At 51.2% G+C, this 21380-nt stretch carries 15 protein-coding genes; 9 read left to right on the plus strand and 6 right to left on the minus strand.

The genetic code is table 11. The annotated features are described in order from the left end of the window. Positions 1-21: 21 nt before the first annotated feature. The 5 genes from SE18_RS11635 to SE18_RS11655 form a co-directional block, all read right to left on the minus strand. Positions 22-540, minus strand: coding sequence for an FHA domain-containing protein (locus SE18_RS11635; protein WP_054534631.1), 519 nt, complete (start codon positions 538-540; stop codon positions 22-24). 9 nt (positions 541-549) lie between these two features. Beyond that, positions 550-1821: a VWA domain-containing protein gene (locus SE18_RS11640; RefSeq protein WP_054534632.1), complete on the minus strand. Its 1272-nt coding sequence runs from the start codon at positions 1819-1821 to the stop codon at positions 550-552. Continuing rightward, positions 1818-2975: a PP2C family protein-serine/threonine phosphatase gene (locus SE18_RS11645; protein WP_054534633.1), complete on the minus strand. Its 1158-nt coding sequence runs from the start codon at positions 2973-2975 to the stop codon at positions 1818-1820. Before SE18_RS11645 ends, SE18_RS11640 begins: the two co-directional genes overlap by 4 nt. Positions 2976-2986: 11 nt before the next feature. Further along, positions 2987-5311, minus strand: coding sequence for a beta-alanine-activating enzyme beta-propeller domain-containing protein (locus tag SE18_RS11650; protein WP_054534634.1), 2325 nt, complete (start codon positions 5309-5311; stop codon positions 2987-2989). Positions 5312-5665: 354 nt separating this feature from the next. Further along, positions 5666-6808: an FtsW/RodA/SpoVE family cell cycle protein gene (locus SE18_RS11655; protein ID WP_054534635.1), complete on the minus strand. Its 1143-nt coding sequence runs from the start codon at positions 6806-6808 to the stop codon at positions 5666-5668. A 355-nt stretch (positions 6809-7163) separates the two neighbouring features. On the opposite strand from SE18_RS11655, the gene SE18_RS11660 reads away from it, so the two are divergent. From SE18_RS11660 to SE18_RS11675, 4 genes are all read left to right on the plus strand, one after another. Further along, complete coding sequence (locus SE18_RS11660) at positions 7164-7907, plus strand: response regulator transcription factor (protein ID WP_054534636.1); 744 nt, start codon at positions 7164-7166, stop codon at positions 7905-7907. Positions 7908-7954: 47 nt separating this feature from the next. Then, a complete protein-coding gene (locus SE18_RS11665) occupies positions 7955-9751 on the plus strand; it encodes a TolB family protein (protein ID WP_054534637.1) in 1797 nt (598 codons plus the stop codon). Positions 9752-9819: 68 nt separating this feature from the next. Next, the gene (corA, locus tag SE18_RS11670) at positions 9820-10794 is read left to right on the plus strand and encodes a magnesium/cobalt transporter CorA (RefSeq protein ID WP_236706859.1); all 975 of its coding nucleotides are present in this window, start codon (positions 9820-9822) and stop codon (positions 10792-10794) included. 870 nt (positions 10795-11664) lie between these two features. Then, entirely contained in the window at positions 11665-12594 is a 930-nt protein-coding gene (locus tag SE18_RS11675; protein ID WP_054534639.1) for a hypothetical protein, read from the plus strand. A 179-nt stretch (positions 12595-12773) separates the two neighbouring features. Here the strand turns inward: SE18_RS11675 and SE18_RS11680 are convergent, their stop codons facing one another. Then, on the minus strand, positions 12774-13373 hold the full coding sequence (locus SE18_RS11680) for a GNAT family N-acetyltransferase (protein WP_054534640.1): 600 nt from the start codon (positions 13371-13373) through the stop codon (positions 12774-12776). 216 nt (positions 13374-13589) lie between these two features. Here SE18_RS11680 and SE18_RS11685 point away from each other — a divergent pair, with 216 nt between their 5' ends. The 5 genes from SE18_RS11685 (at position 13590) to SE18_RS11705 (ending at position 21354) form a co-directional block, all read left to right on the plus strand. Beyond that, complete coding sequence (locus SE18_RS11685; protein WP_054534641.1) at positions 13590-14051, plus strand: GNAT family N-acetyltransferase; 462 nt, start codon at positions 13590-13592, stop codon at positions 14049-14051. A gap of 1809 nt (positions 14052-15860) precedes the next feature. Next, complete coding sequence (locus tag SE18_RS11690) at positions 15861-17165, plus strand: site-2 protease family protein (RefSeq protein ID WP_152976627.1); 1305 nt, start codon at positions 15861-15863, stop codon at positions 17163-17165. Then, positions 17155-19041: a tetratricopeptide repeat protein gene (locus tag SE18_RS11695; RefSeq protein WP_054534643.1), complete on the plus strand. Its 1887-nt coding sequence runs from the start codon at positions 17155-17157 to the stop codon at positions 19039-19041. The genes SE18_RS11690 and SE18_RS11695 overlap by 11 nt, the downstream gene beginning before the upstream one ends. An 81-nt stretch (positions 19042-19122) precedes the next feature. Then, on the plus strand, positions 19123-19674 hold the full coding sequence (locus SE18_RS11700) for a metal-dependent hydrolase (protein WP_054534644.1): 552 nt from the start codon (positions 19123-19125) through the stop codon (positions 19672-19674). 36 nt (positions 19675-19710) lie between these two features. Then, positions 19711-21354, plus strand: coding sequence for a phytoene desaturase family protein (locus SE18_RS11705; RefSeq protein WP_152976628.1), 1644 nt, complete (start codon positions 19711-19713; stop codon positions 21352-21354). Positions 21355-21380 lie beyond the last annotated feature (26 nt).

Below are 21380 nucleotides of genomic sequence, written 5' to 3' on the forward strand. Positions count from 1 at the left end.
CCTTCTACTAGCGAGGATGATTTACTGACTCGTCAATTCAATCCGTAACAAGATATTGCCCAAGCGCACTTCATCGCCATGGCGCAAGGCTTTGGGGCTATTCGCAGTCAGCTTTTCGCGATTAATAAAAGTACCATTTGAGCTACCTAAATCTTCGAGCGTGCAGACATTGCCCGCTTGAATGCGAATAATTGCATGGCGCCGCGAAACCCCAGCCTCTAGCCCGCCATCGGTCGAAAGATCAATATCGGGATAAAAACTGCCCTTGTTGTCTTGGCGCCCAATCACGATCGGCTGGTTGGTGTTGAAGCCAAGCTTGCGCCCGCTATTCAGAATGACCACCCGCAAAACCGGAACCGCCGTATCGCGAGGCGGCGCAGGTGGCGGAATGACCAAATTGCCAGAGCCACCAGCCATCGAGGATGCCCCGAGCGAAGCGGTGGTCTCACGAATGCGCGAAGGCAAAAACGACGAGCCACAGTCAATGCAGAAAAAGGTGCCTGGTAAATTTTCGGTTTCACACGCTGGACACTTAATCATAACAACTTCCTATTGCTCTCCGCCCCGTTCGCGAGCTACCAAGCCACGGGTGCCGTACTTAATCCGTTTGCGACCTTCATCGCTGGTTGTGCCGCTGCGTAAAAGCCTAGTAGCTTCTTCTTGCACGGTTTGGGCCAGATCGGTTTGTCCCGATTCGAGCAAGCGCGTGCCAGCCATGCGCAGTTTTTTGGTAGCTTCTTCAATATTGCCTTGCTCGACATGTTGCCACGCCGAGGCTTGCAGACGATAGGCCACCGTGCGTTCGAGCCAGTGTTTGACCACACCATCAACATCAGGCCGAATTTGCTCGGCAGGCCGAATTGGCAATTGCACATCGACCTTAGTTTGCAAGGCTTGGCTGCTGATGCTTGGCACTTCGTAGAACATCTCGACCCGACAGATCGTTTGGTTGCCTGCTGGCATTGGCGGCACGACCAGCTCCAACAAAAAGACTTGATCTTCGCGGCCAACCCACTCGCCGAGCGGCATGCGCCACAGCGTTTCGTTATGGAGTTGCGGGGTGAGCGCGGCAATAAATGGGCGCACCCGAAACAGCGAACGAATCTCAGCTTGGGGGTGCAAGTGAAAGCGCAATTCAACCTTATGCGCCATCACATTTTGCAGCCGTTTGATCTCCTCGGAAAAGACGTTAACAATTTGCTGGGCGTTGGTAATATACTCGGTGCGGCTATTTTCAGCAGAAGCGATAGTTTCAAGCAGATCTTCATTCCACTCATCGCCAATACCCAGCGCGGTGATGCCGATGCCCTTGGATTGCGCGCGGCGGGCGATTTCGACGCAGCGGCTTTCATCGCCATAGGTGCGACCATCGGTCAACAAAACCATGCGGCTGATGCCGCGGCTCATCATGGGTCGCGAGATTTCTTGCAAGCCCATCATCATGCCGGTGGCCATTTCGGTGCCACCTTTGGCCTCGATCATGCCAATCGCACGTTTGATTTGGTCTTTATCGTTGGGGCGTTGGCAGGGCACAACCACTTCGGCGCGGTCGTTGAATGACACTACCGAGAAATAATCTTGGCGATTCAATTGGTTGACGACGTTATTACAGGCCTCTTTGACTTGGTAAAGCCGTTCGCCGCGCATAGAAGAGCTACGATCAACAATAAAGCCAAGATTGACCGGAATCGCCAAATCGGCATCGGGAATGCCTGAAGGCGAGGCTTCGACCAACAAATAGACAATTTGTGGATCGTTGCTTTGGGCAACTGCTGGCCGCCCAGGGGTGATGCGCAGTTGAACCATTGCTTGGTTACTCATCGGAGCGCTCCTTGGGCTTGCAAGGGTGGCAATGAAACAACCACCGCGCTAATATTATCTTCGCCGCCTTCTAAGTTGGCGCGGGCAATCAAACGCTGGCAGGCATCTTGAGGCCAAGGCGTTTCATTGATGATCGCGGCCATCTCATCGTCGTCAACCATACTCCACAAGCCATCGCTACACAATAACAAATGGCTAATGCCCTCAAGGCTTTGATAGATTGCATCGACTTGCAGCTCAGGGTGTTGGCCAACTGTCCGATAGAGTTGATTGCGCAGCGGATGATTGCGGGTTTCTTCTTCGGTCAACTGACCCATCGCAATCAAGCGCCCAACTGTCGAGTGATCATTGGTAATCAGGCGCAACTTGCCATCGCTCATTGCATACAAGCGGCTATCGCCAACATGGGCAATGTAGAGGCCATCGCCAACCATTAACGCTGCCGTGCAGGTTGTGCCCATATCGGTGCCTTGGGCTTGGGCTTCGTTCCAAATCCGCGTGTTGGCATCCTGCACCGCTGTCATCATCAGCAATGGCAGCGTATTACCTGGATCTTCATCGGCCATGGCTGGCAGGGCCAATTGCTCCAATACGGCGATCATGACGGTTTCGATAGCGCGCCGTGAAGCGATTTCGCCGCCTTCGTGGCCGCCCATGCCGTCGGCAACCACAAACAGGCCAACACTTAAATCGTGCTCGCCATCGGGCAAACTCATCAACAGCGAGTACACGCTATCTTGGTTGTTGCGGCGAATCCGCCCGATATCGCGCGCGGCCCAGCTTGCCAAGCCACGGGTTGAAACTGCTTTGGCCACAATCGGCGCATTGCTAATATCACGCGTCCCAAGATAGTTCGTGCCATCAGGATCGCGCTCCGGCAGTTGCTCCGGGTCGAGTGGCGCGGTGGTTTTTTGCGAGCGTTCGGTCGCCAAAGCGCCAGCAGCTTGGGCTGCTGGCAATTCGGTTGCTGGTTCTGGGCTAGTTGGTAGCTCTGCTGGCTCAACATCAACCGTTGCGGTGGCTGGTTCGACAAGTGGATCATTGCTGGCAGGGTTTTCAAGCGCAACCGCTGGTTGCTCGGTTGCAGCAGGAGCCGAATCAAGCGTGCTTGGCTCAGTTGAAGTACGCCCGAATAATTTACGAAAAAATCCCATGGCGGACTCTCCTAAGCACGTAAGGCATAGACATGGTGATCCATCGACCCGATATAGACAACCCCTTCGACGACCGCTGGTGTAGAAACGATTGGGCCTTCGCAGGTGTGCGTCCAAACAGGCGTGCCCGAACCAGCATCGAGACAATAGACCGTTCCATCTGCGGCCCCGATGTAGATGCGACCTGAATCGGCAACAGGCGACGAGACGATTTGCGCCCCGGTGTTGTATTGCCAAACCTGCTTGCCATTTTTCAGATCAACTGCATAGACATTGCCGTCGATCCCGCCAACAAAGGCACGGTTGCCAATAATAATCGGCGATGAATTCACGTAGTGGCTGGTGCGGAATTTCCAGATTGGCCAGCCGCCTTCAAGGTCGAGCGCATGCAGATTGTTATCCATACAGCCAACCAAGACCATGGTATCGTTGGCCGCAGCGCTCGAAACAATCCCACCTTGGAGTTTTTGTTTCCAGCGAATGCCGCCCTTGAACAGGTCAAGTGCCACAATGCTGCCATCGCCTGAGCCAAAAATAATCATACTTGAGGTCAAACATGGCGATGAGCGAATCCATTGCCAACCGCGATAGCGCCAAATTTGACGGCCATTGGTGGCATCAACCGCATACATGTGGTAATCGTCGGAGCCAAAGTAGACCAAGCGGTCTTGGACGCGCGGCGAGGAGCGCACTGGCTTTTCGGTGCGAAAGACCCAGCGTTGGGTGCCAGCACGGGTATCGAAGGCATAGACGTTGCCATCATCAGAGCCGACAATCACCATCTCATCCCAAACGGTCGGCGTTGAGGAGATACCACCCTCGGTTGGCTTCTTCCAGCGAAATTCGCCGCGCTTGGTATCCAAGGCGTAGAGGTTGGTGTCGTAGCAGCCGATGTAGAGCGTGCCATTGCGCACAAATGGCGATGAACGCACTTCATCTTCGCAGCGAAACTTCCAAAGCAGCTCGGTATTTTTGCCACCTCGGCGAATTGCCGCCCCAAAGGCTGGGGTTGCTGGCGTAGCAATGGCTACCCCAGCTGGGGCTAGGCCTGGCACGCTCATCAAAACCGCTTGAAATTCAGCTGCTGAACCCCAACGATTGGCCATATCGTATTCGAGCGATTTCATAACAATCGCTTCTACTTCGGGCGAAACACTTGGGTTCAATTGGCGAATCGGGCGATCGCCAAAGGTAAATGGGGTTTCTAAGCGGGGGTCGATGTTGGTGAGCAAATGGTGCAAGGTCGCACCCAAGGCGTAGACATCGCCACGCGCTTCGGCAATCCCGCGATATTGTTCTGGTGGCGAATAGCCTTCCGTCCCAATCATGGTGCCTTTTTTATCGGTGCGCGTAAAGACCCGCGCAATCCCGAAGTCGATCAATACAATCCGATCGCTCGGCGTAACGATCATATTCGATGGTTTTAAGTCGCGGAAGATAATTGGCTCTGGCTCGTGGCCATGCAAATAATTCAGCACATCGCAGATCTGAATTGCCCAGCGCCCAACTTGCTGCTCTTCCAAGGGGCCGTTGGCTTTTTCGAGCACGGTTTCAAGGTCGTGACCTTCGATCAATTCCATCACCAGATAGGCGCGACCAGCTTCTTCGAAAAAGTCGTAGACCTTGGGAATTGCTGGATGATTGAGGGTTGCCAACAAGCCAGCTTCGCGCTCGAAGTTCTTCAAGCTCAGCAAGCGGGTTTGCGAATCGGGCGAGTTTTGAAACATCTCTTTGATCGCACAAAAGCGCGTGACATCTTTAAAACGGGTGTCGCGGCCTTTATAGACCACGCTCATCCCGCCGATGCCCAAAACGCCTTCGATCACATAGCGGCCTTCAAGCACCGTGCCAGTTTTGAGCGTTGGCGAGCTTGCTTGGGGCGTGCTTGGCTCTGCTTGTTTTGCGCCTGACTGTTGCAAACGGGTTGCATCAGGGTTTGGCGCCCGATTGCGAATATCTTCGGTGCCAAGCCGTGAAACCCCTTGATTGCGTAAGATCGAGCCAATCCGATTGCTAACGCTTCGAGTTGCATCAGGGTTCTCATTGATCCCACGGGTCGCATCAGGATTTGGAGTGATGCCACGGGTGGCATCGGGATTGACTGGTGGAGCAATGCTTCTAGTTGAATCATTGCCCGCTGCGACTAAGCCACGAGTCGAATCGGGATCGGCTGGAGCAATCGTGCGGGTTGCGTCTAAGCCGCGAGTCGAGTCATCGCTGATTGGTTGTGGAGAGAAAGTACGTGTTGCATCATCGGGCTGCCCTGTTGATGAACCGCCATCCGGCCCATCGATTGGGGTTAAACGCGATGTCCCACCTCGTTTGATTAACGCCATACAGCCCCCTTGGCTTTAAGGAACGATCAATGCGCGGCTTGCCGAAGTAGGGGTGATGTTGTAGGACAGCAAATAAACAAGAGCATAAAAATAATTGCTACCAACATCCCAATCCACCTACAACTACTGCATCTCGCAGGAGCTTCTTCAAAGCTGCTGGTTGAATAAATCCAGTCGGCTTTGTAGGAACAATGTTGATCAAGTCTTTAAGAAAGAAAATGTTACGATGTATTATACGAAATCGCCCGAAGGCGGGCAAGGTAGCTGGTTAGGCAATTTTAAGTAAAATTCGCGGCTGATGGGTGGTTTCTTCAGCAACATTGCTCGTCAAATAGTCCTCAGTTGGCCTAGTACCTAGTTAAATGACCAGCGCCGACTGCGAATCGAGACACTGAGCACAATCCCAATTCCCATCAAAACTGTTAGGGTAAACGAGCCACCATAGCTCAAAAACGGCAGCGGAATCCCAGTCATGGGCATCATAATCAGGTTCATGCCAATGTTTTCTAAGCAGTGAACCAAGAGCAAGCCCCCAATTCCGGCTACCATCAAGCGTCCAAAAGGATCGCGTGCTCGCTCAACGACTCGCCAAATTTGCCAGATAATGATTAATTGCAGCACAATCACCACTGCTGCGCCAATAAAGCCCAGTTCTTCGGCGGTTACGGCAAAAATAAAGTCGCTTTCTTGGACGGGCAAGTAGTTTAATTGGCTTTGTACCCCGCGCAGCAAGCCCATGCCGCCCAGCCCACCGTTGCCAATTGCCAAACGCGATTGGATAATTTGCCAGCAGGCGCGCATGCGAAATTCAATATCAGTCTCGCAGCGTTCTGGAGTCAAGAATACGGTCAAGCGTTCGCGCTGATATTGGTCGAATTTAAGCCAAGCCAGCACCACAATCGGCGCACCAAGCAGGCTTAATAAGCCATATTGCACCCAGCGGGTATTGGCCACCAATGACATCACCAGCCAAATCCCAATCATCACCATGCCTGAGCCAAAATCGGGCTGAAGCATAACGAGGCCAAGCGGCACCGCCAAAATGACGAGCGAAACAAAGACCGATTTCCACGGGCTTGGCTCATCGCCATGCTTGCTCCAAAAGGCAGCCAGCGCGATAATCACCATGAGTTTGGCAGGCTCGGTTGGCTGAAACGACAGTTGGCTTGAGCCGATCCAGCTTTGGGCACCATATTTGACCTGGCCAAGCGCCACCACCATGCCCAACAAACCCAAGGCCGCAACATATAAAACAATTGCCAACGAACGCAGCAACTGATAATCGAGCAGCGCCAGCCCAAACATCAGGCTCACGCCCACGCTGATCCAGACAATATGTTTGGCAAACGATGAGCCAAGCCCAAACACCAAGGTGCCTGCTGAACCCACCGTCGTGGTATAGACCATTGGTAAGCTAATTGCTAGCAACAGCAAGACAGCAACAACCATTAATGGATTAAACTCGCGCCATGAGCGGGCGCGAATGCTAGTGGACATAATAACCCTCCTGACTCAAAATAATACCATATTGGCTTGGCGCATGTGATCGTTTGGCCAATTGGGCATCGATTGAGCGTTTGTTGCTGCAATTATAGCAGTTGCGCTTGCTACTGTTTGGACTATTTGGGCGTGAGGGCTGCTTAACCCTGAATGAGCAATTCGCGCATTGTCATCAAATTGTTGGGAATAAGGCTAGCCTATTCGCTATAATTCAGTGTATTATCACCAAATAGCAGCATCTGCTATCCCACTCGCGTTTAACCTCTTGATTGCTGATGCTCGTCGTCGTGTATAATTGCGCATATCTTCTATTAAAGAGGATATGCTTAGGATTCCAGAAAGAGTGGATCGTATGCAAGCATCTGCGGAAGGCCCGCGCCGCCGCGGCGATACAGCCGCCAAAACCAATCTTGTTTTGGTTCATGCCCACACGATTTATCGCGAAGGGTTGCGCTATCACTTTGGTCAAGTGCCACGCTACAAAATTATTGGCGAGGCAAGCAACGGTCAACAAGCAATTCGCTTGGTCGATTATAGCAACCCCGATATTATTGTGATGGATGTTGATTTGCCTGGGGTTAATGGGATTGAAGTTGCCCGCACCGTCAAATTAAACCACCCCAATATCGGCGTGATTTTGCTCAGCGATATTAACGATCAAGAAGGGATCGTCAAATCTCTGCGCGCTGGCGTTGCAGCCTATCTTTCGCGCACGATCGATTGGGACGATTTGATCAATTCGGTCGATATGGTGCGCTCAGGCAATTATCCCATTAATGATTTGGTGCTGAATACGCCAGCGGTTGCTGCTGCTGTGATGGATTCATTTCGTCAACTCACGATGGATACCCATACCGAGCATGTCTATTCGCCGATGTCACCACGCGAAATCGAAGTGCTCGAATTGGTTGCTGCTGGTCAGACCAATAAAGAGATTGCTGCCCGGCTCGAAATTAGCAATCAAACAGTCAAAAATCATATTTCATCAATTTTGCGCAAACTAGCGGTTAACGATCGCACCCAAGCTGTGGTATTTGCATTACAGCGGGGCTGGATTAAAATTGTGCAAAACGATAATTCGTTTTCTGGGATGTAATTGCGGCGTTGCCCACCGCCGGTTTGGATTTGTCCAAGGAGTGTCGTTTGAAGTTGTTGTTACGGCAACGTGTGAGTTTAGCCTTGGTCGTTGTGGCGCTCGCAGCATGTCAACAAGCCCCACAGCCCACTGCTCGCCCGTTACAAAATCAGCTAACTATTCTCGCCTTAACTCCGACAGGCACGGCTACTCCAACGGCTACGGTGACATTAACGCCTGCACCTGCGTCGCCAACCACCGCGCCTTCGGTTACGCCAACTCGCACAGTTGGCCCGTCGCCAACCAAAGGTGCTACGCCAATTAACCCTTCAGCAGTTATCCCACAATCAACGCCGCAGGCAACGCCGCTGAGCACGCCAACTGCCAATCAGAGCAGCAGTTTTTGTACGCAAAATTTTGGGGCGGTAACTGATGAGCGGTTTAGTGCTCGGCTCAATAATGCTGGGCTTGATCGCACGCCAAATGGCGATCGGCTCTTTTTAGAATTAACTTCAAGTAGCGGCCCGGTCAACGGCCAAGTGCGTTGTGTACCACCAGCCGCCGCGCAGTTGCTCTCCAGCGATAGCTCAATCGCCAGCGTTATTCAAATCGATCTGCCATTATGGCGCCACGATGAGCTGTGGAGTTCATCTTCGGTCACGCTGACCAAAGTCTTACGCCTTGATACTTTGCAACATGTGCGCTCGGTCGTTTCGCAATCGAGCAGCGATTCAGCAGGCGTATTGATCGAAATTGGGCTCGATCAAGCCTTGCCATTTACCGTGCAGCTTGATGGTGGACGCTTAAATGTGGTGATTGCTGATACTGCCAATACCGTGCTTAGCGATGATGCCCTATCCAAGAGCAATGGCAAACCAACCGCTCCCAAGCAGCCAGTTGTTTTTGTTAGCAAGGGCGATTTATACCGCTACGAAAGCGCGCGGGTTGTGCCGATTACCACAACTTTGGCCATCGAAAGCGCTGTTGCGCTTAGCCCAGATCGCACCCAAATTGCCTTCTGTCGCGCCAATCCTGATGGCTTGCCAACCCAAGGCGCACTCTGGACTAGCACGATCGATGGCGATAACGAAACCTTGGTTGCCGATGTGGGCGGCTGTGCCGAGCCAGCTTGGGCACTTGATGGCGGCGTAATTTGGTTTACTGCGCCATGGAGTGATGCAGCGCCTGATAGTTATCGCTTATGGCAAGTTACCGCCAATGGTGGCGATGCCAATGCGGTCTCGCCGCTTGATGAGTGGAGCCGCCGCATGCCCCATGCCTTGCCCGATGGCTCCGTACTCACGGTTGGGCATACCGATGGCGGCCAAGGTGCATTGCTAATCAGCAATCCGTTGAGCGGCACCGATAACTTGCTCGGCCAAGCTAGCCTTGGCAACTATGCCAGCGTTGGCAAAGCCAGCGTTTCTGCTGATGGCACACGGATTGCCGTCGAAGCCATTCGCGCTGATGGTGGCGCCGACTTAGTTGTGCTCGATCAGAGCGGCAAACAACTCGACCTGATCAACGGCCAATGGTGGGTGCGCCCGCTGGCGTGGGGCAACGACAACACCCTCTACTACTTAAATGTCATTTGTCGTAGCGGCCAAGTGCTGAACTATAGCCTCCACAGCCGCCAAGGTAGCAAAGATAGTCAACTTATCAAAGGCTCGACCCTTGGCGATTTAGGCTCGGTTGCGGTCGTTGATGATACGATGTTGTATGTACGCTCTTTACAATCGCCAGATACTGAGCGTGGCGCGCAGCCAGTAATTGGTGGGGCCAGCGAATTATGGCTGTATGATCTCTCAAATTCAGCCCGCACGCGCCTCATTGCTGCCGACGATGGCATTACCAGCGTCAAGTAAGCGCAAGCAAATTAGCGTTTGGGGCAAGTCACACGACTTGCCCTTTTTGTTAGCAAAAGATGGTGTCTATGTTTCAAGCCCTTTATAGCTTGCCCGACCAAGCGTTGCGCAAACTTAGCAGCGTTGATGAAATTCGCGAAGTGCGTGCCAGCGGCGAAGGCATGCTGTGGGTTAATTTGTATTCGTGTCAGTCAAGCGAATACGATATCTTTTTGCGCGACATGTTTCATTTTCACCCGCTTGCAATCGAAGATACGCTGAGCACTGGCTATCAACCACCAAAGGTTGATGATTTTGGCGATTATCTGTTTATTATTGTGCATGCGCTTGCGGTAGGCGAAGATGTATCGCGCTTGAGCACCGACGAATTGAACTGCTTCGTAGGCCGCAATTTTGTGGTTACCGCCTCGCATGTGCGCTTAGCGGCCTTGGATTCAATTTGGGAACGGGCTGGTCGCGATGGGCGGATTCTTGAGCGTGGCGCTGATTTTTTGGCCCATGCAGTGCTCGATGCAATTGTTGATGAATTTTTGCCCTACCTTGACCGAATTGATGAAGAAGTTGATTTTCTGGAAGATAGCATTATTCAAGACCCCAAGCCTAGTGCTTTACGCCGTATTTTGGAGCTGAAGCACAGCATTTTAGGCTTGCGGCGGGTTGTATCACCTCAACGTGAAGTGATGCAGCGACTTTCGCGCGGCGAGTTCGATGTGATTTCGCGCAACTGTGAAATTTATTTTCGCGATATTTACGACCATCTGGTGCGGATTACCGACCTCAGCGAAGGCGTGCGCGACGTGGTTGGCAGCACCTTGGATACCTATCTCTCGGTTTCTTCGAACAAAATGAACGAAATTATGAAGGCGCTTACTATCGTCAGCACGATTTTCTTACCCCTAACCCTCGTTACCTCGCTGTATGGCATGAACTTTGAAATGATGCCCGAACTCCATTGGCGCTATGGCTACTTAATGGTGTGGGCAATTATGTTGCTGATTATCGTCGGTATGCTCTGGTTTTTTCGCCGTCGCCGCTGGCTGTAAGCGAGGGATCAGGGGCAATGGGCAAGACAGACGAAAACCGCAAAGAGCACGAAGGACACGAAGATTAATTTTAGCCACAGATTCCCACAGATTTTCTTGATTATTCTTGCTATAGCCCAAAGCCGATAGCCATATTCCTCTGCGCCTCTGCGTTAACGGATTGATCCACGAAGAGCACGAAGCTTGTGAAGAAAAATTATTGGGGCATAGCAATCACACCAACAATCCAACACCTAAACATTAGGGGGTGCTGGGGGATGAAAACCCCCGGCGTTTCCCGCCTTGAGGCGGGACGGAAGGGTGGTGATATTAATCATTGTCATTAATGAACACTTGATTAATATCACCACCCTTGCTTGTTGCCTGAGAGCGTTATATAAGATAGAAAATCTCTACGAACTAGCCACGTAGCTAGCTGATTGAGTTTTTAAGCGCCAACCCTTGCATCCCCATAGTAAGCGATCAACAATTAATAAAGCCTCATCGTTTTTTCACAATGGTGACATTGTATGACACAGGGGCATGCGATAGTATCTAGGTGGAAGGTATTGTCGTCTACAGGTTAAAAGTTAGCGTTGGAATGACGATGTTGTTAGCAGAAAGCCAGCAATGCACCCGCGATCTCGTCTGATACTAAATCGCTGCTTTGAGGGAATCCTCGCGACCTATGCTCCAATTCCTAGGTTTGAGGGAACCAAACTTTCTGCATGGCGGTTATTAACATATCAGGCTTCAGACCGAGCAACAATCGGTTTATTTGCCCTGATCAACACAGCAACGCTCGGCTATACTTTGGGCATCCTGTTGGCAAGCCAAGCGCCTAGTGTGCTTGAGCGTTGTTCGCAACGTCAGCGTTTATAGGGGGGAACCATGAGCAACTGGGAAAAAACGTTTGGTAAGCGCGAATTACCAACACCTCCAGCATGGGTCAATTTTTTTAGTCCACAGCAATGGCAAGATTTTTGCCAAATCGTGCAGCGGTATTTGAAAAACCTCGGTTTACCGGTTCGCCCCGAAAACCAAGGCTTTGTGGTGCTGGCCGATTATGCTGGTTGGACCAAAGACACCCGCATTGGGCTTAGCTCTTTGGCACAAAAATGCTATGCCCATCCCCAATCGCAATGGCTGGCAGTTATTACCGATCACTTTGAGGCAATGCACAAGGGCTTTGAAAACGAAGTGCTCTTGCAAGATGAAATAGACGATTTTGAAAGTGTTCGCGATTTGTTGGCGATTCGCTTGTGGGCCTTGGAGCCTGAATTGCGCGAAAAGCTGATCTATCGAGAGGATTTGCAGGATGTGTGCTCGGTGTTGGTCTTCGATTTGCCAACGACCATCCGCAGTGTTAGCAGCGACGAGGCCGCTGTTTGGGGCAAGAGCAACGATGAATTGTTTGCGATTGCCTTGGAAAACTTGCGGGGACGCGAGTTGCGCCTGACCGAACACGAGTTGGATGATGGGATCAATGTGCTGGCGATTACTGGCGACGATTTCTTGATTGGCTCGCAAAGTTTGTTGCTTGAGCACTATCCTCAATGTTTGGGCCGCTTTGGTACGTTGGTGGCTGTTCCCAATCGCCATGTGGTCTTGTGCTACCCAATTAATGAACCAATTGCCTTGGAAGCGTGGACGAGCATGCTGCCTGTGGTCGAAGGCATGTACCTGAACGGCCCTGGCTCGATCTCGAATCAGGTTTTTTGGTACGATAATGGCACATTTACCCATTTGCCGCATTCGCAAGAGCAACAATCGCTGCGCTTATCGCCGCCAAGCACCTTTTTAACTACGTTCCAAGAATAAAACCCACTCGATTGCAATTCAGCGCCTGCTGTTGTCAGAGAAAGCCAACAGCAGGTTTTTTTATCTTAGGTAGCAAGTTTAGCCAAGACCTTCAGAACATATTTACACCTTGATCTTGTCATGTATCCAGAAAGCCACTAGCATAGAAGGAGCATCGACCTTTGAGAATCACATGTGATCTAGCGGGATGGTGATACCACCGTGGTACGCGCTGTATCGGCATAAGTTAATTGGGTTAGCACGCCAATCACGAATTCTGGTCGCTCCCGCTGCGACTCAAGCTGAAATCCGAGCTTTTCCATGAGGCGGATCGATGCCGTATTGGCGCGCCGCACGCTATTCATCACACGTGGGAGCGCCAGCGTCTCAAAAATATGTGGCAATAGTGCCTGACATGCCTCAAACGCATATCCATGGCCCCAAAATGCACGACCCAAGGCATATGCGAGTTCGGTCTCCATCCCGACAGGAGCATGCGGCGATCTGTCATCAAGCACAATCCATGGGGCCGGGGCTGGGGCTTCTAACAGCACTTTTCCTAAGACCGTCCCACTGCTACGCTCGGTAACCGTCCAGTGCCCAAAACCACGGTTTGCAGGATCGTCATTAGCAGCCACAGTGGCCTGATGCACCATGGCCACGGCATCCCACGTCTCAAGATTGGTAAAAAACTGGCGCACCATAGGATCGTTATAAATCAAGGCAAACAAGGGATGGATATCCTCGGCGACCATTGGTCTGAGGAGCAGACGGGGGGTTATAAAGCGTGGGAAAGCCATGATCACTCCTTCATCGCATGATATGTTTGGCACGCTGCTGACGATAATGCAGATACGGTCGTGCATGGGCAATCGGACAGCACCGATCGCTGGGTATTCTATCAACCCTGTCAATGAAGGAGTTGCCAGTATCCTAGATCCTGTCAGGCGTATTCCTTTTATGGATCAGTCTAGGCTCGGAGGGTCTTAGCTACGTGTTTTAGATAGGAGCAACCAATGGAATTACACATCCGCCGCTATCAAGCAAGCGATGCAGCGATTGTTTGGGAACTGCACAATCTGGGGTTGCAGTTGATGGGTGCCCATCTTGGCAATGGGCCACGCGATGCAGATGTTTTGGCGGTCGAAGATTATTATCTGACCACAGGTGGCGAATTTTTGGTTGGCGAAGTGGCTGGGCTGGTGGTGGTTATGGGCGGTTTGTTGCCAACTGGCGAGCGCGAGGCCGAAGTCAAACGTATGCGGGTACACCCTGATTTTTGGCGGCGCGGCTTGGGCGAGCAGCTGTTGCTTGCGCTCGAAGTGCGCGCACGCGAATTGGGCCTAACCCGCTTGCATTTGGATACCTCGGTGCAACAAGCACCCGCCCAAAAGCTCTATCTCAAACATGGCTATCGCGAAATTGCTCGTGGCCAGATTGCACAGCTTGAGCTTATCTATTATGAAAAATGGCTATGATTGGCGGTTAATCAGGCATTGATGCGCACATTCGAAGATGTGACATTTGTGAAAAAGGTTATTAATCATTTACTCATCTTATTCGCTAGACAACTATTAATAATTAAAAGTATACTAGCGATTAATTCACCGATTCATTATAAGGAGTACCCATGAAGAAACTGACGATTCGCAAGACCGAAACCCTCAAAACGACCGCTGCGTTCTATGCTGGTGGCTGTGGTGGCCCAATCATCATCGTTCTGCCATAATAAACGTCGGCAAACCCAAAACCTCAACGAAGCAACACCTTTTCTCCTGCCTGCCCTTGCTTCAAAACCCAAACTTAAATGCCCTAAATTAAATACGATCATTTTCATTCCAATGAAGGATTTCCGTGAAAAAGATCACCATTCGTAAAGCTGAAACCTTGAAAACCACTGCGGCATTTTATGCTGGCGGGTGTCATTCAGGCGGTGGTGGAATTATTGTAATTCCCTAAACCTAGCAGCTAGCTACGATTTTGAAGCAACTACTCCCACATCTTGCTCCACTGCTTCAAAATAATTGAGGATGATCGTCGCACATTTAACTATCATCTTACAAGGAGCAACCCCATGAAGAAAATCATCATTCGCAAAGCTGAAACCGTCAAAACAACTGCTGCCTTCTACGCTGGTGGCTGTGGTACATCACCAATTGGCCCAGGCCGAATCCTGATTCCATAAGCACAACTCCACCCTCAAGCTATTTGCCTGCCTCTATCCTGCCTACTGCAAATAGTGCTTCAGATTTTTATTTTGGCTCATTAAACACCCCATCATTGCAATGGGCTTATTAGGAGTGTCACATGAAAAAGATCACGATTCGCAAGGCTGAAACCGTCAAAACAACCGCTGCCTTCTATGCTGGTGGCTGTGGTGGCCCAATTGGTCCAGGCCGCGGTGGCGTGCTAATCCCATAGGTTTTGCTTGTTGCTATTTGCATTTTTCGCTCTTTGCTCCCGCTGCAAATAGTTCCACAGATTCCCACATGAATCGATCTGAGCCTTCCCATTAACGCAATGGGTTTATTAGGAGTGTGTTATGAAAAAGCTTGCAATTCGCAAAGTTGAAACCCTCAAAACCACCGCTGCCTTCTATGCTGGCGGCTGCGGCGGCCCACCACGCCAAATCCCATAGGCTTGGCTGTTTGAATTATTTATTTGGGTTAAGGAGTGTGTTATGAAAAAGCTTGCAATTCGCAAAGTTGAAACCCTCAAAACCACCGCAGCATTCTACGCTGGTGGCTGCGGCGGCCCTCGCCCGCTTCCATAAGCTTCTCGGCTTAATTGATCAGCAACTTTTAGGAGTGTGTCATGAAAAAGATCACCATTCGCAAGACTGAAACCCTAAAAACCACCGCCGCTTTCTATGCTGGCAGCTGTGGCCCAATCTTCGCCCAACCCTAGTTTATTCGCCGAAATCTAGATTATTGCTAAAGGGGGATTTCCAATGAAAAAGATCACGATTCGCAAGGCTGAAACCCTGAAAACGACCGCTGCATTCTATGCTGGCGGCTGTGGTGGCCCAATCATCATCAGCCCATTCCCAGTGCTTGAACCATAGGTTTTTTGGCTCGACGGTGGGTAAGGAGGATCTATGAAAAAGATTAAGATTCGCAAAGTCGAAACCCTTAAAACAACGGCGGCCTTTTACGCAGGCTCCTGCGACCCAATTGGCCCCGGTGATCCCATTCCCATCCTCGTTGGTGCTTAAAACTGCTTGGTGAGTGAGCGAGCAGGAGAAGGTTTTGGTTAATCCCAAACACTAGAAGGGTGGGCCTGGCGCTATGACAAGTATGGTTGCTGCCTCGACGAATCCTTTGTATACAGCATCAGCCTATGTTGATGTGTATCCATTTGTTCGGCAAGAGGAGAGCGAAGAAGAATTATTAATTGGGCGCGTCGATACCAATAACTTCATCATGCTGCCCAAAGAAGCCGTTGAAATCCTCGATGATTTGGCACACGGCAAAACCATTGGCGAGGCACAAGCCCTGTATGCTGAACGCTATGGTGAAATTCCCGATTTGGTCGATCTCCTCGAACAATTAGAATCCGAAGGCTTTGTCCAGCCGCTCCAATCGGATACTGTGCGCTTTGGCCAACAAGCGTCAACCAATGCAGCTCAAGCTGTTGCAACCACCCCCAATCAACCGCGCACTGTGCGCTTTCACTTCACGTTTTTTCCGGTGCGGCTAGCCCAACTCTTGTTCAGCCCAATTGCGTTGGCTTTGTATGCGATTGTGATTGGTGGTGCGGCGGCGATTGTGCTGTCCCAACCATCGATTGTGGCAGGCTGGCGGGCAATGGTCGTCGATGAGCAAATGGCGCTGTTTACCTTAATTATTATGCTTCATGGCTTTGTCATCACCTTTTTTCACGAGCTTGGCCATGCAGTGGCCGCCCGATCGCGCGGCATTGATGTGCGCTTTGGGATTGGGCGACGCTTATGGGTAATTGTGGCCGAAACCGATATGTCGGGAATTTGGTCGATTAAGCGCAATCTGCGCTTTTTGCCAATTCTGGCGGGCATGGTGGTCGATTTGCTCAGCGCCGCGATTATGATTTACTTGGCGTTTATGCACCAGCGCCAAATCATTAATCTTTCGGATTTTGGCTATGTTTTGGTGCGGGCATTTATGTGGAGCTACCTGCTGAATTTGCTGTTTCAGCTGTATTTCTTCGTGCGCACCGATATTTATTATTTCCTCTCAACTTGGTTACGTTGCTCAAACCTCATGGGCGATACCGCTAATTATATGATCAATCAGTTCAATCGTTTAATGGGTCGCCCAGAATCACATAACCAAGCGGCAATTCCCGAACGAGAGCGCACAATTATTAAGCGCTATGCTTTTTTCTGGCTCATCGGGCGGGTGCTTGCTTTCTATTCGTTGTTCTTCTTAACCCTGCCAATTTTATGGAGCTACGCCAGCATTTTGTTTGAACGCATGTTTGGTAGTTCAAGCAACAACCTGCAAGTGCTCGATTCAATTTTGGCAGCCATTTTGATCTTTATCAGCCAAGCCGTTGGAATCTTCCTTTGGCTTTGGAGCTTGATCCGCAGAAAGGTTAGCGTCGATGACATCTAAGAGCAAGCAATTAATCGTCTGGGTGGGCAATACTGGCGCGCAACGAACCGAAGCCGCCCAAGCATGGCTCGCTCAACAATCTGCGGCACGTACCTGGCTGCTGAGCATGAATCGGGCCAATTTGGGCCATTGGGCTGGGCTGAATAGCTTTGTTAGCTCGCTCTTGCCCGAAATTAAAGCCCAAGCGCCTGAACTTTTGGTCAAATATGATTATGAATTGGCCTTAGTGCTGCCCCAATTGCAACGTGAATTGGCCGTGCGCAACCCAAGCCTGACCGATATTAGCAATCCTCAAGAACGCACGCGCAATTATGCAGCCGATCGCGCCTTTCGGATTGTGCAAGGCTTGATCGATATGCTGCATGAGTTTCGCCAACATACGCCCGACCAAGCTTGGGTGATTGTCTGCGATCAGTTTGATCAGGCTGGCTCGTTGGTCACGATGTTTTTCAAAGAATTATTGCGCCGCGCCGACCAACGCTTTGGCTTGACGATTGGCTTTTTGATTGAGCCAAACGCTGAGTTACTCGCCGACTATCAAAGTTGGGCCGAGCATGTCGAGGTTATCAATGGCGCTTGGCAAGCTGATCAGCCAGTTGCTGCATTAGATCCTGCTGAGGCTAAGCAACAGCTTGATGAGCTAGAGCGCGACCACACCTTTGATCCAATTGAAATTGAATTGCACTTGCCGCAATTGATTCAGCTGGCAACCGCTGCCAACGAGCCACGCAAGCGGCTTGGCTTTATGCACGAAGGGCTTTCGATCTGCTCAACGCGCGGCTTGTATGCAGATGCGCTATATTATGGCGAGCCGTTGCAAGTTGAAATGGAGCGCGATTTCCCTAAGAGCGTTGATTTTCGGCTCAGCGCTTATTTGAAGCTCTACAATTGTTATATTGGGCTAAAACAGGCCGAGCCAGCTTTGGCAATTGCCGAAACTGCGGTGAGCATTACCGATAATCCAGCCCGTTTATTTAGCTGGTATTACTTGATTGCGATGATTCATGGGCGCTTTGCAGTGCCCCGCGATTATGATCAGGCAGAGCATTATCTTAATTTGGGCATTGAAGCGATTCAGCAGGCTGATATTCCGGCCCAAGAAAAACTCTTCCAATCATCGTTTAATCGCAATGGCTTGGCATTAATTCGCCACTTCCAAAAACGGCCCTTGGAAGCAATTGAAATTTGCCAAGAATGTTACAAACAGCTAGAAACTGGCTTGGATACTGAGGAACATAAATTACATCGCTCGGTGTTGCTGTATAACATTGCCCAAGTATACGATTCGCTCAAAGATTACCAGAATGCGCTGCACTATTACACCTTGACGATTGAAATGGACCCCAACTACGCCGAATATTATAATGAGCGCGCTAATATTTATCTGCAAATTGGCGATTATGCAGCAGCCGAGCGTGATTATCGTCAATCGATCGAGCTTAGCCCGCCGTATACCGAAGTGTGGACCAACCTTGCTCAATGTTACCAATTGCAAGACGAGTTTGAGCAAGCAGTTGGCGCATTTAGCCGAGCGCTAGATATTGATCCCAAAAATGTGGTGGCGCTCAACCATCGGGCCGAATGCTACGAAGCTTTGGGCCAAACTCAGGCTGCGATCGACGATTATAGCGATAGCCTGAGGCTCAAACCAAGCGACTCAGGCATTGTTGCCAACCGCGCAATTCTCTATTATGAGCTTGGCGATTTGGTTGCCTCGTTGGCCGATTTGAACACCGCGATTGAATTGCAGCCCGATTTGGCTGAGCTGTATGAAAATCGCGCGGTAGCCTTGGAAGCGCTCGAACGCTATCCAGAAGCTGAGCACGATCGCCAACAAGCGATATTGTTGGCCAACGCCCACGAAGTTAATGCCTAAAGCCTGAGTTGTTGGCGAAATCATTGCTATACTGAGCCTCAAGGAACAATCCCTTGAGGCTCATTTGATTGAGGAGCTGCGATGCCAACAATATTTAGTCATGTGGCGCCAGCCTTGGTGCTTGGCTTGGCGCTTGGGCGCGAGCGGATTAGCCGCCCGTTGTTGGTGTGCGCCTTGATTGCAGCAATTAGCCCTGATTTTGATGGGATTAGCTTTTGGCTGGACATGCCACGCGGCACCTTGCTGAGCCATCGCGGCTTTACCCATTCAATTGGCTTTGCTAGCATGATTGCAGGTTTGGGGGCGATTTTCGCGCCGCGCTTGGGCTGCAAACGCTGGGTTGCGGCGCTGGTATTGTTTCTGGCAAGCTTTAGCCATCCACTTTACGATATGCTAACCAATGGCGGCAGTGGCGTGGCGCTGTGGTGGCCGTTCAGTAGCCAGCGAGTTTTTTTTGAGTGGCGGCCAATTGCGGTGGCGCCAATTAGCGCGGCGCGGCTTTTTTCCGAGCGCGGCTGGAATGTGCTGCGCTCAGAATTAGGTTGGATTTGGCTGCCATGGCTGGGCCTTGGCTTGATTGTGGCTTGGCTGCTGCGGCGCTATGATACGTCCAAAGCGCAGATTGTTGCGTAGCATAAGCAATCTCGATAGTGTGGAGCGATGATGAACATGGCCCAATTTGATGCGATTGTTGTTGGCGGTGGGCATAATGGCTTGACCTGTGCCTGTTATTTGCAAAAAGCTGGAATCAAAACCCTTGTGATCGAACGGCGACCAATTGTTGGCGGCGCGGTTTGCACCGAAACCATGTTTGGCGGCTATAAGATGGATGTTGGCTCCTCTGCCCACATTATGATTCATCTCACGCCAGTGGTGCGCGAGCTTGAGCTACACAAATTTGGCTTGGAATATATCGATATGGACCCGTTTGCCTGGTATCCATTGCCCGATGGTTCAGGCGCAATTGAATTTTGGCGCGATTTAGACAAAACCTGTGCTTCGATTGAGAAAATTTCGCCCAAAGATGCCCATGCCTATCGCCAATTTGTGGCGCTGTGGGGGCCGCTCAACGAAGGCGTGTTTGATGTATTTCTCAAATCGCCATCGCCCGCCAACCTTGGCCGCCAGATGCTAACTGGTCAATTCAAAGGCGAAAAAGGCACCCATCCGCTGGATATTCTGCGACGCTTGTTTACCTCGTATGGCCATTTGATCAACGAAACCTTTGAAAGCGAAGCCATGCGCGCTGCAATGGGCTGGTTGGCGGCGCAATCTGGCCCACCGCCGCACGAAATTGGCACAGGCGATTTTGCTGGCTGGCATGCGATGCTGCACGAAAGCGGCGCGAAACATCCGCGCGGTGGCTCTGGGATGCTGACCCAAGCGATGGCTGCACGCTTCAAAAGCGACGGTGGCACGCTGCTCCTCGATGCTCCGGTTGAGCGCATTATTGTGCAGCATGGAGTTGTGCAAGGAGTTGAATTAACCTCGGGCGAAATCTATAGCGCACCAATGGTTATTTCGAATGCTCATGTGCAAACCACCTTGCTCAAGTTGGTTGAGCGTGAGCAATTGCCGAATGGGCTAGCCGAGCGGGTTGGGCGGATTCGGGTTGGCAATGGCTTTGGCATGGCAGTGCGCTGTGCCGCCGATGAATTGCCCGATTATTTAGCCGCGCCTTCTGGTGGCCGCCCGCATCCATCGCATCATGGCTTGCAATTACTTTGCCCATCGATCGACTATCTCAATCGTGCGGTCAGCGATTACGATCGCGGCGTGCCTGCCAACGATCCGGCGGTGATTGCCATGACATTTAGTGCAATCGACCCCGATGTTGCACCCAAGGGCAAGCATACGCTGTTTTTGTGGGGCCAATATCACCCGTATGAATTAAGCAATGGCGAAGATTGGGATAGCATTGCCGATCGCGAGGCCGACAAACTTTTAGAAGTGGTGTATCGCTATGCGCCGAATATGCGTGGCAAAATTAGCAATCGCTATGTGCAAACGCCATTAACCTTGGAGCGAACCTTTGGCATGTTGCGCGGCAACGTGATGCATGTCGAAATGTCGTTTGATCAGATGTTTGCCTTCCGCCCTCTGCCTGAGCTTTCTGAGTATCGCGTGGCTGGGATCAAAGGCTTGTATCTGACTGGGGCAAGCACCCATCCTGGCGGCGGCGTCTTTGCGGCATCGGGTTATAACACTGCCCAAACTGTGCTCAAAGATCGCCAGCCATCACGCCAATGGGTTGGTTGGACGCTTGGCGCAGCAGCAGCCTTGGGTGCAATCGCGTGGGCGAAAAAGAAATAAATTGAGGTGATAGCTGCTCAGTCGAA

It is taken from the genome of Herpetosiphon geysericola (assembly GCF_001306135.1).
In the GTDB taxonomy this organism is placed as follows: Bacteria; Chloroflexota; Chloroflexia; order Chloroflexales; family Herpetosiphonaceae; genus Herpetosiphon; species Herpetosiphon geysericola.

What these genes read in the sequence shown, in the direction of transcription:
- SE18_RS11700 (WP_054534644.1), top strand. Translation starts at nt 19,123, where the DNA reads ATGCCAACAATATTTAGTCATGTGGCGCCAGCCTTGGTGCTTGGCTTG.
- SE18_RS11655 (WP_054534635.1), bottom strand. Translation starts at nt 6,808, where the DNA reads ATGTCCACTAGCATTCGCGCCCGCTCATGGCGCGAGTTTAATCCATTA.
- SE18_RS11675 (WP_054534639.1), top strand. Translation starts at nt 11,665, where the DNA reads ATGAGCAACTGGGAAAAAACGTTTGGTAAGCGCGAATTACCAACACCT.
- corA (WP_236706859.1), top strand. Translation starts at nt 9,820, where the DNA reads ATGTTTCAAGCCCTTTATAGCTTGCCCGACCAAGCGTTGCGCAAACTT.
- SE18_RS11695 (WP_054534643.1), top strand. Translation starts at nt 17,155, where the DNA reads ATGACATCTAAGAGCAAGCAATTAATCGTCTGGGTGGGCAATACTGGC.
- SE18_RS11680 (WP_054534640.1), bottom strand. Translation starts at nt 13,373, where the DNA reads ATGGCTTTCCCACGCTTTATAACCCCCCGTCTGCTCCTCAGACCAATG.
- SE18_RS11635 (WP_054534631.1), bottom strand. Translation starts at nt 540, where the DNA reads ATGATTAAGTGTCCAGCGTGTGAAACCGAAAATTTACCAGGCACCTTT.
- SE18_RS11650 (WP_054534634.1), bottom strand. Translation starts at nt 5,311, where the DNA reads ATGGCGTTAATCAAACGAGGTGGGACATCGCGTTTAACCCCAATCGAT.
- SE18_RS11685 (WP_054534641.1), top strand. Translation starts at nt 13,590, where the DNA reads ATGGAATTACACATCCGCCGCTATCAAGCAAGCGATGCAGCGATTGTT.
- SE18_RS11660 (WP_054534636.1), top strand. Translation starts at nt 7,164, where the DNA reads ATGCAAGCATCTGCGGAAGGCCCGCGCCGCCGCGGCGATACAGCCGCC.
- SE18_RS11645 (WP_054534633.1), bottom strand. Translation starts at nt 2,975, where the DNA reads ATGGGATTTTTTCGTAAATTATTCGGGCGTACTTCAACTGAGCCAAGC.
- SE18_RS11705 (WP_152976628.1), top strand. Translation starts at nt 19,711, where the DNA reads ATGGCCCAATTTGATGCGATTGTTGTTGGCGGTGGGCATAATGGCTTG.
- SE18_RS11640 (WP_054534632.1), bottom strand. Translation starts at nt 1,821, where the DNA reads ATGAGTAACCAAGCAATGGTTCAACTGCGCATCACCCCTGGGCGGCCA.
- SE18_RS11690 (WP_152976627.1), top strand. Translation starts at nt 15,861, where the DNA reads ATGACAAGTATGGTTGCTGCCTCGACGAATCCTTTGTATACAGCATCA.